The organism is Shewanella sp. SW1, from assembly GCF_025653545.1.
Classification (GTDB): Bacteria; Pseudomonadota; Gammaproteobacteria; order Enterobacterales; family Shewanellaceae; genus Shewanella; species Shewanella oncorhynchi.
In genome coordinates, this window is sequence record NZ_JAKKSG010000001.1 from 1 (window position 1) to 21711 (window position 21711).

A 21711-nucleotide genomic window follows, 5' to 3' on the forward strand; every position below is an offset into this window, starting at 1 on the left:
GGCTCATTGGCAAACTGAAAATAATCAACATTGGCTTTTAGATAAGCTATTTCAAGAAGATAAGCAGAAAATGTATGATGAAGATGGCGCCAGTATCTTGGCCATTTTACGCCGCTGGGCCTTAAATCTGGTGAAATTACACCCAGCTAAAACCAGCCAAACTCAAAAATTTAATCGAGCATGTTGGAGTGATGACTTCAGAGAAGAGATTATTTTTGGAACTGGTCAAAAAGTGTAATCAGCCCCTGCGGACTTGCAAACCTATTAATTTAATTGTCCACTAAATAATAAAACTTGTACCAAATTTAAATATAGCCACTACTCCCTTCATGATAATGCCCAGAAGATCAGACGGGCATCCACAGTAATTGCGTGGTAGTTAATCTCCAGCTTTGCTTAAGCATTGAACAAGGAGGTTTGTATGCCGTGTCATTGAAATGATTGGACAGGCAGGAAATGTTATTGAGACACTCATTATTAAATTTTAGAAAGATGGAGTGTTAGTTCTTTTTTTAAATACGAATAAGTAACACTGAAACTTCAGGAGTTCATATTCCCTGCGAAGTTGTCTAAATACGGAGTAAAAATGCCGTGGCGACATCATGGATGATGGTGCAGGCTCGGGGGCACATGGATGTGCCATCTGAGCCATTAGGCAATTTTTGTTGGAGTATGAGACCTTGCTGTTATTAATGAATGAGCAATGCATGTAACTTCGCTAGGGTGAGTGCTGCGTAGCAGCGTTTCGAACGAGAGCCAAGGCTGGCAGTTAGACATGGAGGTTGTTCGTCAAGGGAGCATCTAAGGAGGATAGGACGAGCAGTCCTCCTTGGTCGATTTCTTAATAAAAAATCAGGGGAGAAGTCCTACGTCGTTGATTTTGATTTGGATTTAAAAATCCAAACGAAGTTTGGAAATGGGGTATGCGTGAGCCATCAATGATGATCAATGGCTCTTTTGAGAGGTTACTCTTCTGGAACAGTAAATGTGGCTTCGACTTTCTCTAATTCTTGCTCGGTTTTAAGCTGAAACGCTTGCTGCTTTTTAAGTTTGGCTTCTTCTTCAAGTGCAGCTTCTCTTTGTTTAAATTCGTGTCTCTCTGGTTTAGTTAGAAACTTAAACGCGAGCTTGTTGCCCAGTACGTAGGCGACCACGTCTTCACCTTTTGTGCGGCGTTCATCGACGCGTTGTGAAAAACGGGCGTTATCGCGGGCTTTACGTTCTTCGGCATTTAACTTACTCATAATCTGTTCTCCTCATTTAGTTAATCACGGTAGTGTTCCACTACGTTCAGTTAAACAAATGAGTTGTGTTGCACATTCATAAAGCTGATTGGGCGGGATTCTACCATAAGCGCTCACGAAAGCTGTGGGATTAAAATCTACCATTCCATCACCTGCGTTAACTTTGCGCACATAAGAAAGATGCGGCTAGAGTCACTTTTAAGATAAACCACGAACACCGAAGCGACAGCTTGCGTAAAAGCCGAAACAACATTGGTATTCAAAGGCAACTCTCAGTAAACTTTCGCTCCCATGTTTTGATCCGGTGCTGTGATGACCTTTCCCGAGCTTTCTTCTTCCCCTGAGTCGTTAACTTTTGCTGAGCTTGGCTTAAATTCGGCGTTACTTAAGGCCTTGCCTGCAACACTGGCGCATCCGACAAAGGTGCAGCAATTGGCGATTCCGGCCATTCTTGCGGGACGGGATTTGTTAGCCTTAGCACAAACCGGTAGCGGGAAAACCTTAGCTTTTGGTTTGCCACTTCTACAACAAATTTTGTTGCAACAGCAAACACAGTTACAGGGTGCTAAGTCTGTGCCGCCTCCAAATGCACTGGCGTTAGTGCTGGTGCCTACACGGGAATTAGCGCTGCAAGTGACTGAAGCGTTGCAAGCGGTGGCAAGTCAGTTATCGGCTTCGTTGATCATTCAGCTTCTGTGCGGTGGGGTCGCACTGGAAGACCAATTAGCCGAACTTGCAGCCAAGCCGCGGGTATTAGTGGCAACCCCTGGGCGTTTACTGGATTTATGCAAACAGTCCCACATCAGCCTCGATTCGATAAAACATCTTGTGCTGGATGAAGCTGACCGCCTGTTGGAAATGGGGTTTTGGCCCGATGTGCAAAAGCTGATGGCGTTTATGCCTAAGCTTAAGCAAATCTTGTTATTTTCTGCCACCTTGCCCGAGGCGTTGGATACATTAACCGAAAAGCTGCTGGTGAATGAGCCGCTACGGGTCGAAGCCCACAAAGTGAATTCTGTAGCTGGTGAAATCGAAGAACAGCTTTATTTAGTCAACAAGGGCAGTAAAGCACAGGCATTGATTGCGCTATTAAAACAATATCAATGGCCGCAGGTGCTGGTGTTTATCAGCGCCCGTGATGATGCCGATGCCGTCGCTAAACGGCTCGCCAAAGCGGGGATGAAAGTCGCCGCGCTGCACGGTGAAAAAGATCAAACCGTGCGCAGCCAAACCTTGGCCGACTTTAAAGCCAATCGCATTCAAGTATTAGTGGCGACAGACTTAATGGCGCGTGGCATTCATGTCGATGCTTTGCCAGTTGTTATCAATTTGGATTTGCCCATGAGTGCGCCTGTGTACGTGCACCGCATTGGCCGCACCGCCCGCGCTGGCGAAAAAGGGCTGGCGATTTCCCTCGTGTGCCACGGTGAAATGGCAACTTTAACGGCAATTCGCAGCTTAACCGCGCGGGAGTTACCGCTGGCATTATTGGCTGACTTTCCGGTAACGGATAAGCCGAGTGAAAAAATCACTGATGGCGCCACTGAGATCAAAGTTGAGCGTAAGCGACCACCACGGGATAAACAGGCGAATCGCCGTAGCATCAATAAGCACAGCGCCAAAGAGTTTAAAGGTAAGCGCTGAGCTTGAAGCTATTCATAGCGTTCAAGTTTGGCGTGCCATAATCACTAAACAGATAACAGAATAAAGCGCATTGGCCGCTGTTATCACTTTCGCTCTGGGTGTAACTTAGTGACTTATTTACATTAAGGAGCTAAGTCATGGGATCGACATTGGCGTTAAGCAAAGCACTTCATAAAGTGGTGAATAACGGTTTAACGACCGAGCACTTTGTACTTAGGCCATTCCAGCGAGCGGATCTTGAGGCTTTTACCGCCTATCGAGCCGACCCTAAGGTCGCCAAATATCAAAGCTGGACGGATTACAGCTATAGCGATGCACTCACGTTGTTCGAGAAGATGGATTATGCACAATTTGGTGCGGTTGGTACTTGGTTTCAGCTTGCAATTGTCACTGTCGCATCGGGAACTACACCAACCCAATTAGTTGGCGATCTGGCGCTGCAATTTATTGATGAGCAGCAGGTGGAAATTGGCTTTACGATTGCGCCTGAGCATCAAGGTAAACATATTGCTTTTGAGGCCGTCAGCGCATTGCTGGATTACCTCTTTATTGAATTGCATAAGCATAGAGTTATTGCCATCACCGATGCACAAAATCTTGCCTGCTGTCGCTTACTCGAAAAACTCCGCTTTAGGCGCGAAGCCCATTATGTGAAAAACATCTTCTTTAAAGGTGCGTGGGGCGATGAGTTCGTCTATGCCTTGTTAAAGGAGGAGTATTAATTCCTTTTAGGTGCAAAGTATCGCTAACGCGCGCCGCCAGTGTTTCTCTATTTGGCTTATCTTGTCTATCTCAGTAAAATCTTTCCATTAGTTGAGCCCGTGTTGGCTCAAAGATCTTCACGCCCGTCATGGGATTTAAGGAGTGCCACATGAAATCAATGCGTTTAGGCTTAGTGGGTATGGCGGTCGCGCTCGGATTATCGGCCTGTGCGACCACGCAATCGCCAACGGGGCGAGGGCAGACCTTGTTGTATTCAGCGGCGCAAATGCAGCAGATGGGCGATTCCTCCTTCGAGGAAATGAAAAAACAGCAAAAAGTGAGTAGTGATAAAAAGCTGACGCAATACGTCAATTGTGTCGCTAATCGTATTACTGCAGTGCTGCCGGACCAAACCCAACGCTGGGATGTGGTTTTGTTTGACTCAGAACAAGTCAACGCTTTTGCTCTGCCGGGTGGGCATATTGGGGTTTATACCGGATTGCTTAAGGTCGCTAAGGGACCTGATCAGCTTGCTACTGTGCTCGGTCACGAAGTCGCGCATGTGTTGGCGCAGCACGGTAACGAGCAGGTTTCCCGTGGACAGTTAACGGGCGTTGGAATGCAGATTGCCGATGCAGCGCTAGGGGCGAGTGGTGTGTCGAATCGCGACTTATATATGTCGGCATTGGGACTCGGTGCTCAGGTGGGGGTTATTCTGCCTTTTGGTCGCGCCCAAGAGAGCGAAGCCGATATTATGGGCGTAGAGCTAATGGCTCGAGCGGGTTTCAATCCGGCTCAGAGTGTTGAGTTATGGCAGAATATGTCGAAGGTGGGCGGTAGCCAAGGGCCGGAGTTATTATCGACCCATCCATCGAACAGTAATCGCATTGCTCAGCTACAACAATTGCAAGCACAGATGCAGCCACTTTATGCCAGTGCTAAAGCGCAGGTGAACAATCAATGTGTGGCGCCGAAATAAGCTGAAGTCTATTTAAGATCTAAGTGCCCGTTTAGTGAGTGTTCGCTGTCGTTTGTGGAGAGATATGTGTCCTTAACCTATTTATGCTTTTGGATAAATACGCAATAAGTGTGTAAAAAAGCCTCCTTAGTTAAATAAGCAGTCAGTTTACCAGCATAGCTCGCTGAACTATGGTAAACTGGCGCGCAAAATTCCACTGATAATTGAGAGTCGTTAATTATGTCTGATAAATTCAGTACTGTTGAACAGCAAGCAAGCTACGGTGTAGGCCGTCAAATGGGTGAGCAACTGGCCGCCAATTCTTTTGATGGCGTGGATATTCCAGCCGTTCAAGCGGGTTTAGCCGATGCGTTTGCCGGTTTAGAAAGTGCTGTGTCTATGCAAGATCTGCAAGTTGCTTTCACTGAAATTAGCGGTCGTATTCAAGCTGCTCAAGAGCAAGCTGCTGCTGCTGCGTCTGCTGAAGGCGATGCCTTCTTAGCTGAAAATGCTAAGCGTGATGGCGTGACTGTGACTGACTCTGGTCTGCAGTTCGAAGTATTAGTCCAAGGTGACGGTGCTACTCCAACTTACGAAGATACTGTTCGTACTCACTACCATGGTTCTTTCATCAATGGTGATGTGTTCGACAGCTCTGTAGTTCGTGGCCAACCTGCTGAGTTCCCAGTTTCTGGCGTTATCGCTGGCTGGACTGAAGCACTGCAACTGATGCCAGTAGGCACTAAGTTGAAATTATTTGTGCCACATCACTTAGCTTATGGTGAGCGCGGCGCGGGGGCATCGATTCCTCCTTATTCAACTTTGGTATTCGAAGTTGAATTATTAGATATCATCTAATATTGAAAAACGCCTAAGCCTGTCTTAGGCGTTTTCTTATGGAATACAAAGAAAGATTGAGGAGATTGAAATGAGTGGACAAGTGAGAGTGGCAATCGTCGGTGCCGGTGGTCGTATGGGACGCACTCTTATTGAAGCGGCCTACAATCACGACCATATTTTACTGGGTGCCGCCATTGAGCGTGCAGGCTCAAGTTTAGTGGGTGTGGATGCGGGTGAGTTAGCTGGTGTGGGTAAATTAAACGTCATGATCATGGATTCGCTCGATTATGCGACCGATGATTTTGATGTGTTGATCGATTTCACCGCGCCAGACGCCAGTATTGTCCATTTAGATTGGTGTGTTCGCCATAAGAAAGCCATGGTGATTGGCACAACGGGTTTCAATCATGCTCAAAAAGAACAGATCAATGCCTTTGCCGAGCAAACACCGGTCGTGATGGCGCCGAATATGTCTGTGGGTGTCAATTTGATGTGGAAATTACTCGAACTGGCTGCCGAAGTCATGGGTGATTACACGGATATCGAAATTATCGAAGGCCACCACAGACACAAAAAAGATGCGCCGTCGGGTACAGCCCTGAAAATGGGTGAAGTGATTGCTAAGACCTTAGGTCGCGATCTTGAAAAATGTGCCGTATATGGCCGCGAAGGGATCACGGGTGAACGTGACCGTGAAACTATCGGTTTTGCGACTATTCGTGCTGGTGATCTCGTTGGTGAACATACGGCCATGTTTGCCGATATCGGTGAGCGTTTAGAGATCACCCATAAAGCTTCGAGTCGTATGACCTTTGCTAATGGTGCTATGCGTGCCGCTCACTGGCTCGTGGAGCAAAAGCCGGGCTTGTATGATATGCAGCAGGTTTTAGGTTTGCATTAATATTAAAAACGCCGATATGGCGTTTTTTTTTGCACCCAGTTACCAGTGGGTGGACGGTTTCGCGTTTTTACTGTAAACTCGCTGGAATTTGTCAAAATTTCGTAAATTAGCGGAAATTGGTATCTTAACATAACATAAAAACATTATATTTCAGTGGCTTGGCTCTTTATGGAGGTCGCGTTGACAAAGTCTGCCTTACTCGTACTCGAAGATGGAACTGTATTCTCTGGCACAGCAATTGGTGCCGATGGTCTCTCTGTTGGTGAAGTTGTTTTTAACACTTCCATGACAGGATACCAAGAAATTTTAACTGATCCATCCTACTCACGCCAGATTGTAACATTAACCTACCCACACATAGGCAACACTGGTACCAATGATGAAGATATTGAATCCGATGGGGTTCACGCTTGTGGTCTTATCATTCGTGATCTTCCGCTCATCGCAAGTAGTTTCCGTAATCAACAAAGCTTAAGTGATTATCTCAAAGCGAACAATGTCGTTGGCATAGCAGATATCGATACCCGCAAGTTAACTCGTATTCTCCGTGAAAAAGGTGCTCAAGCCGGTTGTATTATGGCAGGTGCAGACTTAGACGAAGCAAAAGCGCTCGCCGCTGCCAAAGCTTTCCCCGGTTTAAAAGGCATGGATCTGGCTAAAGAAGTCACGACTAAAACTGCCTATCCATGGCGTAAAGGTAGTTGGCGTTTAGTGGGCGGCTTACCAGAAGATACGCCAGCAAATGAGCTTAAATACAAAGTAGTAGCCTACGACTACGGCGTTAAGCAAAACATTTTGCGCATGTTAGTGGATCGCGGTTGTGACGTTACCGTAGTGCCAGCTAAAACTTCATCTGCCGACGTGTTAGCGATGAATCCCGATGGTGTGTTCCTTTCGAACGGCCCTGGCGATCCAGAGCCATGCGATTACGCGATTGAAGCGATTCAACAAATTCTGAAAACCGACACGCCGATTTTCGGTATCTGTTTAGGTCATCAGCTACTCGCACTGGCCTCAGGTGCAAAAACCTTGAAGATGAAGTTTGGTCACCACGGTGCAAACCACCCAGTGAGCAATATCGAGAAAGGTAACGTGATGATCACCAGCCAAAACCACGGTTTTGCTGCCGATGAAACGACCTTACCAGCCAACATTAAGGTGACGCATAAGTCGCTGTTTGATGGTTCACTCCAAGGTATCCATCTCACGGACAAGCCCGCGTTCAGCTTCCAAGGTCACCCTGAAGCGAGCCCAGGCCCGAACGATGCCGCGCCGCTGTTCGATCACTTTATCGAGCTAATCGACATATACCGTCAGAACGCCAAGTAGTACGCTAGCTAGGAGAAGAGAGAAGCAATGCCAAAACGTACAGATATAAAGAGTATTCTTATCCTAGGCGCCGGCCCAATCGTGATTGGTCAGGCATGTGAATTTGACTATTCTGGCGCACAAGCGTGTAAAGCGCTGCGTGAAGAAGGCTACCGTGTCATTCTGGTGAACTCTAACCCTGCCACCATTATGACTGATCCAGAAATGGCCGATGCCACTTATATCGAGCCGATTCACTGGGAAGTGGTCCGTAACATTATTGCTAAAGAACGCCCTGATGCGATTCTGCCAACCATGGGCGGCCAAACCGCACTGAACTGCGCATTAGAACTTGAAGCCAAAGGCGTACTGAAAGAATTTAACGTCGAGATGATTGGCGCGACTGCCGATGCTATCGATAAAGCTGAAGACCGTAGCCGCTTTGATAAAGCGATGAAAAGTATTGGTCTTGATTGTCCACGCGCGGGCATTGCCCACAATATGGACGAAGCTTATGGCGTACTTGATCAAGTGGGTTTCCCTTGCATTATCCGCCCATCCTTTACTATGGGTGGCTCAGGCGGCGGTATCGCTTACAACAGGGAAGAGTTCGAAGAGATCTGTTCACAGGGCTTAGAGTTATCGCCAACGAGTGAACTGCTGATCGACGAATCACTGATCGGTTGGAAAGAATACGAGATGGAAGTGGTCCGCGATCGCAACGATAACTGCATTATCGTCTGCGCTATCGAAAACTTCGATCCTATGGGTGTGCACACGGGCGACTCTATTACAGTTGCACCAGCGCAAACCTTGACTGACAAAGAATACCAAATCATGCGTAACGCCTCTATGGCCGTACTGCGTGAGATTGGTGTTGAGACAGGCGGTTCGAACGTACAGTTTGGTATTAACCCGAAAGATGGCCGTATGGTTATCATCGAGATGAACCCTCGGGTATCGCGCTCTTCAGCATTGGCATCAAAGGCAACGGGTTTCCCGATTGCAAAAATCGCCGCTAAGTTAGCGGTTGGTTTCACCCTTGATGAGCTGATGAACGACATCACTGGTGGTCGCACGCCAGCATCATTCGAGCCTGCTATCGATTACGTTGTGACTAAAGTGCCACGCTTTAACTTTGAAAAGTTTGCCGGCGCCAATGATCGCTTAACCACACAGATGAAATCTGTGGGTGAAGTGATGGCGATTGGCCGTACTTTCCAAGAGTCACTGCAAAAAGCCTTACGTGGTTTAGAAGTTAGCCGTAACGGTCTCGATCCTGTCACAGACATGTCTAAACCTGAGGCGATGTCGCGTATTCGCCACGAGCTGAAAGAGCCTGGTTGCGACCGTATTTGGTACATAGCCGATGCGATGCGTGCGGGGCTGAGCTTAGATGAAATCTTTAAACTGACCAATATCGACCCTTGGTTCCTCGTGCAAATCGAAGAGCTGGTTCAGCTCGAAGGTGTTGTTGCTGAAGCGGGTCTGGCGGGTCTGGATATCGACTTACTGCGGAAACTGAAACGTAAAGGTTTTGCCGATGCGCGTCTGGCCGATGTATTAGGCGTGAACGAAGCCGAAGTACGTAAGCTGCGTGATAAGTTCGACCTGCACCCAGTCTATAAGCGTGTAGACACCTGTGCGGCTGAGTTTGCAACAGACACGGCTTACATGTACTCAACGTATGAAGAAGAATGTGAAGCTAACCCATCGACCCGTGACAAAATCATGGTGTTAGGTGGCGGGCCAAACCGTATCGGTCAAGGTATTGAGTTCGATTATTGCTGTGTGCACGCGGCGTTAGCGCTACGTGAAGACGGTTATGAAACCATCATGGTGAACTGTAACCCTGAAACCGTTTCAACCGACTACGACACTTCAGACCGTCTGTACTTCGAACCCGTCACACTGGAAGATGTATTAGAAATCGTCCGTATCGAGAAGCCAAAGGGCGTTATCGTGCAGTACGGTGGTCAAACGCCATTGAAATTGGCCCGTGCCTTAGAAGCCGCTGGCGTACCTGTGATTGGTACTAGCCCAGATGCCATCGACCGCGCCGAAGACCGTGAGCGTTTCCAGCAAGCGATTCAACGCTTAGAGATGAAGCAGCCTGAAAACGATACCGTGACTACGGTTGAAGGTGCTGTGATTGCCGCTGAGCGTATCGGTTATCCGTTAGTTGTGCGTCCATCCTACGTACTGGGCGGCCGCGCGATGGAAATCGTCTACGACAAGCAAGATTTGCTGCGTTACTTCAACGAAGCCGTGAGCGTATCGAATGCATCGCCAGTACTGCTCGATCGCTTCTTAGATGATGCGATTGAAGTGGATATCGATGCAGTATGTGACGGCGAAATCGTGGTGATTGGCGCGATTATGGAGCATATCGAACAAGCGGGTGTTCACTCAGGTGACTCAGGTTGTTCGCTGCCTCCCTACACGCTAAGCCAAGAAATCCAAGATCGCATGCGCGTTCAAGTCGGCAAGTTGGCGATGGAACTCGGTGTTGTCGGTCTGATGAACGTACAGTTCGCCGTGAAAGATAACGAAATCTATATGATTGAAGTTAACCCACGTGCTGCCCGTACTGTGCCATTCGTGTCCAAAGCGACCGGTGTGCCTTTAGCTAAGATTGCCGCGCGTGTGATGGCAGGTCAAAGCTTAACGTCGCAAAACTTCACTAAAGAAGTGATCCCACCTTTCTACTCAGTGAAAGAAGTGGTGTTGCCCTTTAATAAGTTCCCAGGTGTTGACCCACTGTTAGGCCCAGAAATGCGCTCTACCGGTGAAGTCATGGGCGTGGGCGATACGTTCGCCGAAGCCTATGCTAAGGCGCAGTTAGGGGCCACTTCTGAGGTGCCTAAGTCGGGCCGTGCATTATTGTCTGTGCGTAACAGCGATAAGAAACGCGTTGCCGATTTAGCGGCTAAGTTAATTGAGCTCGGTTATCAAATCGATGCGACTCATGGTACTGCGGTTATCCTAGGCGAAGCGGGTATCAACCCACGTTTAGTGAACAAGGTGCACGAAGGGCGTCCACACATTCTCGATCGCATCAAGAATGGTGAATACACTTATATCGTGAACACTACCGAAGGTCGCCAAGCGATTGAAGATTCTCGTCAATTGCGCCGCGGTGCACTGCGTTACAAAGTTAACTACACGACGACCATGAATGCTGCATTCGCCACTTGTATGGCCCATGCCGCCGATGATCGTACTAACGTGACGTCAGTACAAGAACTGCATCTGCGCGTACTGGCTAAATAAGCCACAGCGTTAATGCCGTTAATTAGAGGGCCGCATAACTTAGGTTATGCGGCCTTATTATTTCGTCCATTTTGAGCGCTTCGTTCATTTTATCTTCTACTTAGATTGCCTGAGAAAACTATGCCTGCGCCAGCCAATAGCCTTGCCAAAGCTGATACTTTTATTGCGCCGCCTTGCCTCGGGCAAATACGTGTGCTCTATCAAGATAACGATATTCTATTGATTGATAAGCCGAGCGGATTATTGAGTCTGTCGGGGAAGAATCCGCTGAATCTCGACTCAGTGCATTATCGTTTAGTGCAGGATTTCCCGACGGCCACTTTGTTGCACAGACTCGATTTTGGCACTTCGGGCATCATGCTGGTGGCGCTGAATAAAAGCGTGAATGGTTTGCTGACAAAGCAGTTTCAGGCGCGCACGGTTGAAAAGCGTTATACCGCCTTGCTCCACGGGCATTTAGCCGCTGACAGCGGAGTGATTAATCTGCCGATCGCTAAAGATAGTGACCATTTTCCACTACAAAAGATTTGCCATAGCACAGGCAAAGTTGCGATCAGTGAATATCAGGTGCTGGAACGATTAACCGAACCTTTCGCCACGCGGGTCGAATTTACCCCTGTTTCTGGTCGCACTCATCAACTGCGGATCCACAGTCAGCAATTGGGTCACTCAATACTGGGGTGCGATCTCTACGGCGGCGTGGGTAAGTGCGTGACTGATAAGGCTGATGCAGATGAAGCTGATATCACTAATACGACGAGCAGCAGATTAATGCTGCATGCGACCCGCTTAGCGTTTAATCATCCTATCACGGGTGAGCGTATCGACTGGGTTTGTGAGTGTCCTTTTTAAGCGCTTTTAAAAGAGCAATAGAGTTTAGCTCTCAGCATTCAGCACTTAGCACGTAGAATTTAGAGCAATGGGTTTAGTTGCTAAACCCGATACGTTCGGTCTGCATTGGCGGCGTATCGTTGGGGAGCCAAGTATGGTAAATCGTTGCGAAGGTGCCATCTGCTTTTATCGCTTCTAGGCTGTTTTTCCACTGTTCGATCACATCATTGGGCGTGCCTTGTGAGAAGGCAATGTAAAGATGATTAGCACTAATCGTGAAAAGCGACTCTACATCATCAATGCTCGCGCCCGCATCTGACAGAATACTCGGCGCGGTGAGATTGGCATTACACCAAAGATCGACACGTTGCTTCATCAATTGTTTGGCACTCAATAAGGGCTCGGATGAGGCCGCAACATTCGTAAATCCCAGTTCGAGCAATAGGCGTTCTTCCACCGAGGCACGATAGACACCAATTGCCTTAGCTGTCTTTGCATCCTCTATAGTGGTTATTTTTATACCGCTATTTTTTAAGGCATAAAAATTAGTCGTGCCGACAGCAACAGGCCCAATCATAGTAAACATTTGCTCCCTTTCTGCTGTGCGCGTCATAGTAAACAACACAGTATTAGGTTGCTCGGTCAGCATTTTCCAGCCGCGAGCCCAAGGTACGACCTTGATTGGATCTGGGTTGTTTATGCGCTTTTGAATTTCTTGTACTACCTGTACAGCTAAACCATCGGGTTTGCCATCGACAGAAAAGCTGATTGGTGACCATTCTTCGGTATAGATGTTGAGCGGCTGCGCGCGAAGAGAAAATGCGCTGCTAAGGGTGAGTGATAGCAATAAACTTGTGACTAATTTCATTAATAACCCTAAAAATTAGAATGTTATAATTGAGTCTCACTGCTTGCTCTTGAAACGATTAAAGATGAAGGCTGTGCTTAAATCAAGTATAGCTAGGGGTTCATTTTCTAAGATTAAATTTACTATACCGTTTTGAACGATAAAAAAAGAGCGCTTGTATGGCGCTCTTAGGTAGGCTTATTTATGGGTGATAGCTTATCTTTCTGTGCCTATATATCACGCTCGATATACATCTCGCATAAGGTTATCAATGCAATGCACAACACGCATACTGGCGTCTTCCATTGAGTGCAGTTGTTTGACCATCTCAGGCAAATTACCTTTTTGTCTCGCATTGAGCGCCGCTTTTCCTGCCTCGTGTACCGCTTTATGTGGTGCATCTAATGCTTTGAAATTACTTAAATGCTGATAATTCTCGGCACCAAATCCTTTGAAATACCATTGCCCTAGGCGGCACTCAGTGTGTGAGTTCACATTGTGGTTATGCTGTGGTTTTTCAATTAATTGATAAACGCTACTTTTCCAGACTGCGTGGTCGAGCTTAGTGGTATTCAAGAATGACGCTGTGGCTGCGTTATGGATAACGTGCTGCATTTGTTTTGAGCGTTGCAGGACATCTTCAACGACTTGGCCAATTTGGGTTGATGAGGTGGCTACATCGACGGCACTACTTTGATTATTATGAACAATTTCTTTAATCTCAGCCGCTTGCGCGACGATTTGTTTCACGAGCTTTTCAATATGGCTACTGGCTTCATGGGCTTTGCTTGCAAGTTGGCGCACTTCATCGGCCACCACGGCAAACCCCCGTCCTGCTTCGCCTGCACGGGCGGCTTCAATGGCGGCGTTCAATGCCAGCAAGTTTGTTTGTTCTGAAATTCCTTGAATAGCCGCGACAAATTGATTGATTGAAGAGGTCGTAGCATCGAGTTCTGTGACAGCTTTCATGCTGTTCGATGCTTGATCATTAATATAAGTCGCTCTAGTGCCTAAATTAGCAATGGCCACACGGGTTTGATCAAAAACGTGATTGAGTTCAGACAGTGATTCTTTTTCCGCAGAGAGCAATTCGGCACTGCTGGCTAAGCCTTCGCGCACGGCATTAAGCATATCTCCGCCTAGGTTTTGGCAGGCGATCACTTCAGTGTAGTGGTCTGCATTTTGGCGCGACTGTTGCTGCATGGTCTCATTTTCACGGATCATGCCACGCAGTTCATCTATTTCATTTTGGTGTTGGCGTTCTAGTTGGATGAGTCGCTCTTTAAGCGCCTGGTTTTCAGCTTTGAGCTGGGAATTAAACCACATATAAAACCTCTCAAGTCGCTAGGACTATCACTATTGCTTATCGACTTACTGTGACTGGGCTCAGCGGTAAATACTGCAATGTTAATAAAAAGTAAAAGGATTCAGGTATGGAAATATTAACTGATCTTTAAGCTTTATTCTTAATTTTTTTAAGGTTATTGAAGCTTTTATGCCTTGTCATAAATGGGTTAGTACTATCGAATGATAAGTGAACCACGCTAAGGTTAACTTAGCTTGGTTCACTTTGAGGTCTTAGGTCTTAGGTCTTAGGCCTATGGCATAGGTAAGTCGAGCACCACTGTGGCTATGCTGAAATACACGAGTACACCTATGATATCGGCGATGGAGGTGATGAGTGGCGCACTAGCGGCTGCAGGGTCCATCTTTAACTTGCTCAGTAAGAAAGGCAGAGACATACCAATCAAGCTGCCAATAATCACCACAATTTGCATTGTGAGTGCCACAACCAGCGCGATTTCAGGTCCGCCGCGCCAAAATCCGAGCAAGGACACTGCCGCCGCCATGCTGGCTCCTAATAATCCGGCGACAAATAACTCGCGCCCTAGCATAGATAACCAATCCTTGAGAACCACTTCCCCTGTGGCTAAGCCACGTACCATTAAGGTCGCCGATTGTGAGCCCGCATTGCCGCCGCTATCGATCAGCAGAGGTAGGAAGAAGACTAAAGAGACATAACTGGCAATGGTGTCTTCGAAGAAGGCGATCCCCGCTCCCGAGAAAATATTACCAAAAACCAAGATTACCAGCCAAACCACGCGCTTACGGTAAAGTAAGCCTATGCTGGCAGTCTTGAGGTTATGGTCAATATTGCCGATGGCCGCGGTTTTTGTGAACTCAAGATCCGCCTGTGAGCTGGCGATATCCATAGCATCATCATAGGTGACGATACCGACGAGCTGGCCTTTGCCATTGACTACTGGCAGCGCCATTAAGTCGTAATGGGCGATCATCTGAACCGCTTCTTCGCGAAAGGCATTGGCATCGAGCGCGACGGGATCGGGTTTCATAAAGTCGACCACTCGCTCGTGCGGCTGCGCCAGCAATAACTGCCTTAATGATACAGTTCCTATTAAGCGGCCTAACATATCCACCACATAGGTTTGATAAATTGTTTCTTTATCAGCCGCTTCAGTACGCAGAGTATCGATGGCTTCTGCCGCAGTATGGCGGCTATTCAGTAATGTGTAATCCGAGGTCATGACTGCGCCGACTTTAGCTTTATCATAGGCGGCGAGGGTGCGCATATCTTCCCGTTTGGCCAATGCGAGCGCAGGTAAAATCGCCGCTTGCTGGGTTTCATCGAGCAGATTATAGAGGTCGGCACGTTCATCTGCAGCCATGTGAACCAGTAGCGCAGATAGCGTGGTTTTATCTAATTGCTGTACTAAGCTCGCCTGCAATTCATCGGTCAGATAGCGAAACAAATTGGCGCAAACCTTAGGTGAGGCCAGTTGCAATAATAGGACTTGTTGAGCTTGATTAAAGACGTTAAATACGGCTGCAATATCGGCAGGGTGGCGTTTTTCGGCTAATTCAGCCATGGCGCTGGCACTGCGTTGCTCGATAATCATTTGCAGGTTATGGATGATTTTTTTAGTGTTGTTTGTGCTGTTATTCATGTTCATAGTTCATTCTCTCAACGATCTAGTGACCAAAGTAAAAGGTGATGTCTGCGCCAAGTTGCAGCGCGTTGCCACGAAGGGCATTGCCTAAGCTCAATTCCAGCTGTAGCTGTTGTTGCGGTGTGTGTTGATAAGCGAACTGATAGGTAGTCTCGCTCAATTCTTTTTGATAAATCTCAGCTATCACGCGATGGTGACTACTGAGTTCATACGCCGCCGCGATACCCACAAGCAATTGGGTTGATTGATTAAACTCATGGGTAAAACCTAAATTGGCATAGAGACTGACATCAGAATCGCCTAAGGTTTTGCCAAAAATGCCGAAGACTTCGGTGGCTAATTCGTTACTGGCATCGAGGTTTTTCTGCAAGTTGATTACCAGTGCGCTGTGCCAATCATCCTGTTGCTGCTCTGGATCTGAGTGGGAGTTTACGTTGAGCGGTAGCTTAATGCCGACTTCAGCTTGCTCCTCACGAATATCGTCATTGGCATTGGACGCTAATCCTAAATGCCATTCCCATTGATTGCGGCTGCAAGTCGTGGCCGCGTTTAATTGTGGGCGAGCATGATCCGACCTAGGTTGTTGCCAGCCCATTTCTAATTCACAGCGATCCGCGAGGGCGGGATCATCCACTTCGAGATGGGATGCCGCTGCACTCATGCTGTAGTACAAGCTGATACTTGCGCAGGATAAAGATCGCAAAATTGATGTGTTGTTTATGTAAGCCATATTTAGGCTCCTCAGATGTAAACCCATAGATGTAAATCCATAGGGAAAACGAAGTCCACTGAGGCAAAAAACTTGCTTTGAGATGCAATAAATACACATAACTGAACCCCAGCAAAATGCTGGAATTGCTAAAGCGCAGCCATAGGCTCAGGCTTATTGTCTGTGATTGATATTTTGGGGGAGGCGGAGTGAAGAATGGTTCACACTACTACCCTGCTTAGCAGGTAGCAGCAAATATTGCGGGCTAGTGCTAGGCGTTAAATCCTGTCTTTTGGACAGGGCATCTACTGTCGCTTATGTGTGTGCCCACAGTGGGTCTCCGCAATGATTAAAGTCGCCACATTCTAAGGGACTGAAATGTAAAGTCAACCGCACATGTTATTACATATGTTTTTGTTTGAATTTATACTTTAAGGAAAAGTCAATTTTATGATTATTCTTGGGCTTGCGTGATTTTGTTGGGAGTGTTGGTGGTTTTGCGTGCTAATCATTGTTGTTTGATTGTTTGTTTTTTGGCTGGTAGCGGTTGATTTTTGTTGTCGGATTTAACTCTGATATTGAATTGTGGTTTTTAACGGTATGACTTATCTCAGTAAGCTGTATTTGAGTCGCCAGAGATGAGTTAACACTTTATCCATAATGGGGGATTTGGCATTAGTGCACTTCGGGTATACCCTTGTCGTGCCTGCGGTGAGTCATTGTGCTCACTCAGATTAAGATAGTTTGCTGTATTCAGATTTGGGGGATTAAGCTGTGGCACACAATATCGATGAGTTGGAATCAATAGCTGCACCTATCGATCATAAGTGCACCGCGAATATCAAGATCGCCAGTATCAATCTGTTTAACTTTATTGAGCCGCCTTTGGCTTACTATGATTTTGAAAATATCTATAGCCATGGGCAATGGCAGAAAAAGTGTCAGTGGTTGAGTAAGTTTCTCGCACATCGCCAGCCCGATATTGTGGGATTTCAAGAAGTGTTTAGCCCTGAACCGCTCAAACGAATCGCCAGTGGGCAAGGTCTAGGGTATTTTGCGATCGTTGATGAGCCAACTCTTATCAGTGATTACATTTATCGTAGCCCTGTGGTCGCGCTTGCCTCCCGGTATCCCATAGTGGAAATCAGCAGTGTCGAACCTGATGCGCGTTTAGTGGCAGCCATGGGATTATCGAGTGAATTTGCCTTTAGCCGTAAGGTGCTGCGCGCAACCGTTGAAGTGCCACACATCGGCAAGTGTGACTATTATGTGGTGCACTTTAAGTCAAAACGCGCCGGATTAGCACTTGAACCTAAGCTATTTGAACATCAACCTCTCGGACATCAGCCACTTAGTTTAGATAATTTAGCGCCCGCAGCGAGCATGAAACTGCATTCAGAAACCCAATTACTCACAGAGCAAGCCTTAGGCCGCTGGGCATCTACCATGCAGCGCGGCGCAGAAGCAGCATTATTATTCAATGGCATATTGGTACGCAGGCAAGAATCTAAACATCCCGTTATCGTGATGGGGGACTTTAATGACAGTCTGTCGATGGGCGCCTTAGATGCGTTAATGATACAGGGCGAGAGTATCCACAGTAATGACATTAAAGCCGCGGGCCTTGGGCATTTATCGGATGCGGCGTTAGCGGCGGTGTTTGCTCAGTATCAACTTAAGGATGCCTATGAGTTATTTATTGAAGCGAACTTGAGGGACAGTTTGACTGGCAATACCGCTTACCATAGGGAACACAGAGCGGCGACCCATTACTATGGCCCTAAAGGTTCAGTGCTGGATTATATTTTGCTTTCGAGTGAGTTTGATGCGAGCCATGGCCGCAGTTTAGCGCAAGTGGTGGATTATCAGACCTGCGATAGACACTTAGTTAGACCTGAATATGAACGCGACGCCTACAGTACTGACCATGCGCCCGTCATTGTTGAGTTAGCGCTACGTAGCTAAGTTCTCGTGTTCACTGATTAATTCGTCTTATTTCAAATCATGTCAGTTGTCTTTACGGTTTTGTTAGCGTTGTTTCATTAACCATTCCAACATCATTTCGCATGAAGATCATTCAGAATTAACCGTTAAAATAAGGTATGATCGGCCACCCGTGGATGATGGTAAATAAGCGCTGCGGCGTGTTCGGTACTCGCACTTAGGTGGCATTGGGTATATCATCCGTTTCCCATTTTTAGACAGCAGCCCTTTTTTAGTGGCGGCCCTATTTTTAAAGGCAACTATGGCTATCAGAATCAAACTTAAACCCGGCCGCGAGAAGTCACTCGAGCGTCGCCATCCTTGGGTATTTTCCAATGCTATTCATAACATTAAGGGAAAACCTGAAGCGGGTGAGACAGTCGATGTGGTCGCGCATGATGGTCATTGGTTAGGTCGTGGTGCTTGGTCGCCTGAGTCGCAAATTCAAGTGCGGATTTGGACTTTCGATCGCGAAGAGGAAATTGATCGCGCGTTTTTTGCTAGACGTTTACAGCGGGCGCAAATCGGCCGTAACGATTTAATCCGCGAGCAAGGCTTAACGGGTTACCGTTTAGTGGCTGCTGAGTCCGATGGTTTACCTGGGATCACCATCGACAGATATGCCAATGTGTTGGTGTGCCAGTTACTGAGCACAGGTGCTGATTTATGGCGCGATACCTTAGTCGAGCTATTGGCTGAGCAATATCCAGATTGTGCTATCTATGAGCGTTCCGATGTGGATTCCCGTAAGAAAGAAGGCCTGCTGCCTGTTACGGGTTTACTGCACGGCACTCTGCCAGAAATGCCAGTGATTATCGAAGAAAACGGCATCAAGATCGCCGTCGATGTGATTAAAGGCCATAAGACAGGTTTCTATCTCGATCAACGTGATAACCGCGCCATTGCCGCCCGTTTTGTCAAAGATAAATCGGTATTGAACTGTTTTTGCTACACAGGGACTTTTGGTCTGTACGCTGCGAAAGCAGGTGCTGCCAGTATTGAAAACGTCGATGTGTCTTCTCTAGCCTTGGCGACAGCGCGCCTCAATATGCAAGTGAACGGTTTGAGTGATGACAATGTGCATTACAACGAAGCCGATGTGTTCAAGTTGTTGCGCCAGTACCGTGATGAAGGCAAAACCTTTGATGTGATTGTGCTCGACCCGCCTAAGTTTGCCGATAACAAGGCACAGTTAAACGGGGCTTGCCGTGGTTATAAAGACATCAACATGATTGCATTGCAGTTATTGAATCCGGGCGGCGTGTTATTGACCTTCTCTTGCTCAGGATTAATGCCTGCGGATCTGTTCCAAAAAATCGTAGCCGATGCCGCGCTCGATGCGAAACGTGAAATCCAGTTTATTGAACGCTTAAGCCAAGCGAGCGATCACCCTATCGGTAGCGCCTTCCCAGAAGGATTCTACTTAAAAGGTCTAGTTGCTAGAGCTTGGTAAGCCAGCGTTTGATATAAGCTGTCTGCGATGGGCAGCTGAGTCAGATAACATTGAACTATAAAAAAGAGCTATAAAAAGAACCATAAAAAATGCCAGCCCTTTGAAAAAGTGGCTGGCATTTTTACAGCGTATTTTTACAATCAGCAGCCTTGTGACTGCGATGGATTCTTTAAACGCTTAACTTATTTGGCGGTAAAGGTTTTTACGCCATCAGGGGTGCCAACGAGTAACACATCCGCACCGCGTTTGGCAAACAGACCGTTAGTCACTACACCGACTATCTCATTGATCTGACTTTCTAATTCTTTTGGATTAAGGATCTTAAGATTGTACACATCGAGGATCACGTTGCCGTTATCGGTAACAACGCCTTCACGGTACACAGGATCGCCGCCAAGTTTAACGAGTTGACGCGCTACATAAGAGCGTGCCATCGGAATGACTTCTACGGGTAGTGGAAATTCGCCTAGTATATCGACTTGCTTAGTGTTATCCACGATACAGATAAACTTCTCAGCCACAGCCGCGACAATTTTCTCGCGAGTTAATGCCGCGCCGCCACCTTTAATCATATCCATGCGGTCGTTGATTTCATCGGCACCGTCCACATAGACAGATAAACGATCGACGCTGTTTAAGTCATAAACGGGAATACCCAGCGCTTTCATTTTCTGAGTTGATGCCTCAGAGCTAGAGACTGCGCCTTCGATATCGGCTTTCATGGTCGCCAGTGCATCGATAAAGTGATTCACAGTCGAACCCGTACCAACACCAACAATGCTGTCTTTTTCAACGTACTTAAGTGCGGCCCAACCGGCAGCTTTTTTCATTTCATCTTGAGTCATGTTGACATCCTGTAACGGCAAATGAGTAAAAAATTCTGGGCTTAGTATACTCTTTTCCGATAAATAATGTGGCGCAATTCCACCGTGGGTGTGATCTAGATTGCTGGCATTTTCACATTAGCAAGCAGTCCCAATAACGTAAGTAACTTAAGCAGTTAAGTTGGAAAGCATTTCGCTATACGCCACTAATCTAACTAAGCTACTATGGCAAAAGCAGAATGGTTTATAGATGATTTGTAGAGGGATTTAGCATGGCAGGCGCGAGTTTATTAACCTTACTCGACGATATCGCATCGATTTTGGATGACGTAGCGGTAATGAGTAAAGTGGCGGCAAAGAAAACCGCGGGTGTATTGGGGGATGATTTAGCCCTCAATGCCCAGCAAGTGACGGGCGTAAGCGCCGATCGTGAATTACCTGTAGTGTGGGCGGTGGCCAAGGGATCATTCCGTAATAAGTTGATTTTAGTACCAGCAGCAATGCTTATCAGTGCTTTTATTCCCTGGGCTGTCACCCCTTTATTAATGTTTGGTGGACTGTTTTTATGTTACGAAGGGTTTGAAAAACTGCATCACAGTTATAGCCATAGAAAAGGCCAGCAACAACACGAAACCCAAGTAGAGAATGAGTTACCTGAGATTAAAGATTTCGCCGCCTACGAGGCCGAAAAAGTCAAAGGGGCGATTCGTACCGACTTTGTGTTATCGGCGGAAATTATTGCCATTACCCTTGGTATCGTGGCGGACAAATCCCTATCGACACAGTTTTTTACGTTAGCTGTCATTGGGATAGTCATGACCATAGGCGTGTATGGCTTAGTGGCGGCAATTGTGAAAATGGATGATGCGGGTTTGTACTTGAGCCAACGTGAAGGCGCCTCTGTATTAACTCAAATGAACCGTAAATTAGGTTTTGGTTTATTGAGCACAGCTCCCGTATTAATGAAAAGTTTAACGATTATTGGCACGGCAGCCATGTTTATGGTGGGCGGTGGGATTTTAACTCATGGCCTACACCTAGTCGGCGAGCAAATCCACCATGCTGAACAAGCGGTTGCTGCCATTGGTGTTGTTGGACCTGTGTTTGCTGTGCTGACGCCAAGTATTCTTAATGGCTTATTTGGTGTCGTTGCTGGCGCTGTTGCACTTATTGCGATGACAGGAATACAGAAATTGCGTAGTTAACGAGCTGCGCGCATCAACCA

The 21711-nt window shown here is 47.0% G+C and carries 17 protein-coding genes and 1 pseudogene; 12 read left to right on the forward strand and 6 right to left on the reverse strand.

Annotated features, from left to right (window positions below; genetic code table 11):
- Window positions 1–238, forward strand: a pseudogene (locus L5M71_RS00005) (ISAs1 family transposase); the annotation flags it as partial.
- Window positions 239–965: 727 nt separating this feature from the next.
- Here the strand turns inward: L5M71_RS00005 and L5M71_RS00010 are convergent.
- Window positions 966–1244: a DNA polymerase III subunit epsilon gene (locus tag L5M71_RS00010; RefSeq protein ID WP_219251164.1), complete on the reverse strand. Its 279-nt coding sequence runs from the start codon at window positions 1242–1244 to the stop codon at window positions 966–968.
- Between the two features lie 312 nt (window positions 1245–1556).
- Between L5M71_RS00010 and L5M71_RS00015 the strand changes: the two genes are divergently transcribed.
- From L5M71_RS00015 to L5M71_RS00050, 8 genes are all read left to right on the forward strand, one after another.
- Window positions 1557–2888, forward strand: coding sequence for a DEAD/DEAH box helicase (locus L5M71_RS00015; RefSeq protein WP_219251165.1), 1332 nt, complete (start codon window positions 1557–1559; stop codon window positions 2886–2888).
- A 137-nt stretch (window positions 2889–3025) separates the two neighbouring features.
- Window positions 3026–3610 (forward strand): GNAT family N-acetyltransferase, encoded by a 585-nt coding sequence (locus tag L5M71_RS00020; protein ID WP_219251166.1) that lies wholly within the window; start codon window positions 3026–3028, stop codon window positions 3608–3610.
- A 149-nt stretch (window positions 3611–3759) separates the two neighbouring features.
- Entirely contained in the window at window positions 3760–4569 is an 810-nt protein-coding gene (locus L5M71_RS00025) for a M48 family metallopeptidase (protein ID WP_212599359.1), read from the forward strand.
- Between the two features lie 219 nt (window positions 4570–4788).
- On the forward strand, window positions 4789–5406 hold the full coding sequence (locus tag L5M71_RS00030) for an FKBP-type peptidyl-prolyl cis-trans isomerase (RefSeq protein WP_006083907.1): 618 nt from the start codon (window positions 4789–4791) through the stop codon (window positions 5404–5406).
- A gap of 70 nt (window positions 5407–5476) precedes the next feature.
- Window positions 5477–6289 carry a 4-hydroxy-tetrahydrodipicolinate reductase gene (dapB, locus tag L5M71_RS00035; RefSeq protein ID WP_105251661.1) on the forward strand — a complete coding sequence of 271 codons (813 nt, stop codon included), beginning with the start codon at window positions 5477–5479 and terminating at the stop codon, window positions 6287–6289.
- 168 nt (window positions 6290–6457) lie between these two features.
- Window positions 6458–7618 (forward strand): glutamine-hydrolyzing carbamoyl-phosphate synthase small subunit, encoded by a 1161-nt coding sequence (carA, locus tag L5M71_RS00040; RefSeq protein ID WP_219251167.1) that lies wholly within the window; start codon window positions 6458–6460, stop codon window positions 7616–7618.
- A gap of 27 nt (window positions 7619–7645) precedes the next feature.
- A complete protein-coding gene (carB, locus tag L5M71_RS00045; protein WP_105251663.1) occupies window positions 7646–10870 on the forward strand; it encodes a carbamoyl-phosphate synthase large subunit in 3225 nt (1074 codons plus the stop codon).
- A gap of 120 nt (window positions 10871–10990) precedes the next feature.
- On the forward strand, window positions 10991–11722 hold the full coding sequence (locus L5M71_RS00050; protein ID WP_219251169.1) for an RluA family pseudouridine synthase: 732 nt from the start codon (window positions 10991–10993) through the stop codon (window positions 11720–11722).
- Window positions 11723–11795: 73 nt separating this feature from the next.
- Here the strand turns inward: L5M71_RS00050 and L5M71_RS00055 are convergent, their stop codons facing one another.
- From L5M71_RS00055 to L5M71_RS00070, 4 genes are all read right to left on the reverse strand, one after another.
- A complete protein-coding gene (locus tag L5M71_RS00055; protein ID WP_219251170.1) occupies window positions 11796–12569 on the reverse strand; it encodes a substrate-binding periplasmic protein in 774 nt (257 codons plus the stop codon).
- Window positions 12570–12785: 216 nt separating this feature from the next.
- The gene (locus L5M71_RS00060) at window positions 12786–13874 is read right to left on the reverse strand and encodes a methyl-accepting chemotaxis protein (protein ID WP_028761511.1); all 1089 of its coding nucleotides are present in this window, start codon (window positions 13872–13874) and stop codon (window positions 12786–12788) included.
- 272 nt (window positions 13875–14146) lie between these two features.
- Window positions 14147–15520 (reverse strand): magnesium transporter, encoded by a 1374-nt coding sequence (mgtE, locus tag L5M71_RS00065; protein WP_105251666.1) that lies wholly within the window; start codon window positions 15518–15520, stop codon window positions 14147–14149.
- A 19-nt stretch (window positions 15521–15539) separates the two neighbouring features.
- Window positions 15540–16247 carry a hypothetical protein gene (locus L5M71_RS00070; RefSeq protein ID WP_219251171.1) on the reverse strand — a complete coding sequence of 236 codons (708 nt, stop codon included), beginning with the start codon at window positions 16245–16247 and terminating at the stop codon, window positions 15540–15542.
- A 753-nt stretch (window positions 16248–17000) separates the two neighbouring features.
- Between L5M71_RS00070 and L5M71_RS00075 the strand changes: the two genes are divergently transcribed.
- Both L5M71_RS00075 and L5M71_RS00080 read left to right on the forward strand, forming a co-directional pair.
- Window positions 17001–18191 (forward strand): endonuclease/exonuclease/phosphatase family protein, encoded by a 1191-nt coding sequence (locus L5M71_RS00075; protein ID WP_219251172.1) that lies wholly within the window; start codon window positions 17001–17003, stop codon window positions 18189–18191.
- Between the two features lie 280 nt (window positions 18192–18471).
- The gene (locus L5M71_RS00080) at window positions 18472–19662 is read left to right on the forward strand and encodes a class I SAM-dependent rRNA methyltransferase (RefSeq protein ID WP_011788387.1); all 1191 of its coding nucleotides are present in this window, start codon (window positions 18472–18474) and stop codon (window positions 19660–19662) included.
- A 182-nt stretch (window positions 19663–19844) separates the two neighbouring features.
- Here the strand turns inward: L5M71_RS00080 and rpiA are convergent, their stop codons facing one another.
- Window positions 19845–20507 (reverse strand): ribose-5-phosphate isomerase RpiA, encoded by a 663-nt coding sequence (gene rpiA, locus L5M71_RS00085; protein ID WP_028761507.1) that lies wholly within the window; start codon window positions 20505–20507, stop codon window positions 19845–19847.
- A 251-nt stretch (window positions 20508–20758) separates the two neighbouring features.
- Here rpiA and L5M71_RS00090 point away from each other — a divergent pair, with 251 nt between their 5' ends.
- Window positions 20759–21691 (forward strand): DUF808 domain-containing protein, encoded by a 933-nt coding sequence (locus L5M71_RS00090; RefSeq protein WP_263149145.1) that lies wholly within the window; start codon window positions 20759–20761, stop codon window positions 21689–21691.
- The last annotated feature ends 20 nt before the right edge of the window (window positions 21692–21711 follow it).

Excerpts from the sequence above, each read along its gene's own strand:
- L5M71_RS00010 (WP_219251164.1), bottom strand. The coding sequence starts at position 1,244 with ATGAGTAAGTTAAATGCCGAAGAACGTAAAGCCCGCGATAACGCCCGT.
- L5M71_RS00015 (WP_219251165.1), top strand. The coding sequence starts at position 1,557 with ATGACCTTTCCCGAGCTTTCTTCTTCCCCTGAGTCGTTAACTTTTGCT.
- L5M71_RS00020 (WP_219251166.1), top strand. The coding sequence starts at position 3,026 with ATGGGATCGACATTGGCGTTAAGCAAAGCACTTCATAAAGTGGTGAAT.
- L5M71_RS00025 (WP_212599359.1), top strand. The coding sequence starts at position 3,760 with ATGAAATCAATGCGTTTAGGCTTAGTGGGTATGGCGGTCGCGCTCGGA.
- L5M71_RS00030 (WP_006083907.1), top strand. The coding sequence starts at position 4,789 with ATGTCTGATAAATTCAGTACTGTTGAACAGCAAGCAAGCTACGGTGTA.
- dapB (WP_105251661.1), top strand. The coding sequence starts at position 5,477 with ATGAGTGGACAAGTGAGAGTGGCAATCGTCGGTGCCGGTGGTCGTATG.
- carA (WP_219251167.1), top strand. The coding sequence starts at position 6,458 with ATGGAGGTCGCGTTGACAAAGTCTGCCTTACTCGTACTCGAAGATGGA.
- carB (WP_105251663.1), top strand. The coding sequence starts at position 7,646 with ATGCCAAAACGTACAGATATAAAGAGTATTCTTATCCTAGGCGCCGGC.
- L5M71_RS00050 (WP_219251169.1), top strand. The coding sequence starts at position 10,991 with ATGCCTGCGCCAGCCAATAGCCTTGCCAAAGCTGATACTTTTATTGCG.
- L5M71_RS00055 (WP_219251170.1), bottom strand. The coding sequence starts at position 12,569 with ATGAAATTAGTCACAAGTTTATTGCTATCACTCACCCTTAGCAGCGCA.
- L5M71_RS00060 (WP_028761511.1), bottom strand. The coding sequence starts at position 13,874 with ATGTGGTTTAATTCCCAGCTCAAAGCTGAAAACCAGGCGCTTAAAGAG.
- mgtE (WP_105251666.1), bottom strand. The coding sequence starts at position 15,520 with ATGAACATGAATAACAGCACAAACAACACTAAAAAAATCATCCATAAC.
- L5M71_RS00070 (WP_219251171.1), bottom strand. The coding sequence starts at position 16,247 with ATGGCTTACATAAACAACACATCAATTTTGCGATCTTTATCCTGCGCA.
- L5M71_RS00080 (WP_011788387.1), top strand. The coding sequence starts at position 18,472 with ATGGCTATCAGAATCAAACTTAAACCCGGCCGCGAGAAGTCACTCGAG.
- rpiA (WP_028761507.1), bottom strand. The coding sequence starts at position 20,507 with ATGACTCAAGATGAAATGAAAAAAGCTGCCGGTTGGGCCGCACTTAAG.
- L5M71_RS00090 (WP_263149145.1), top strand. The coding sequence starts at position 20,759 with ATGGCAGGCGCGAGTTTATTAACCTTACTCGACGATATCGCATCGATT.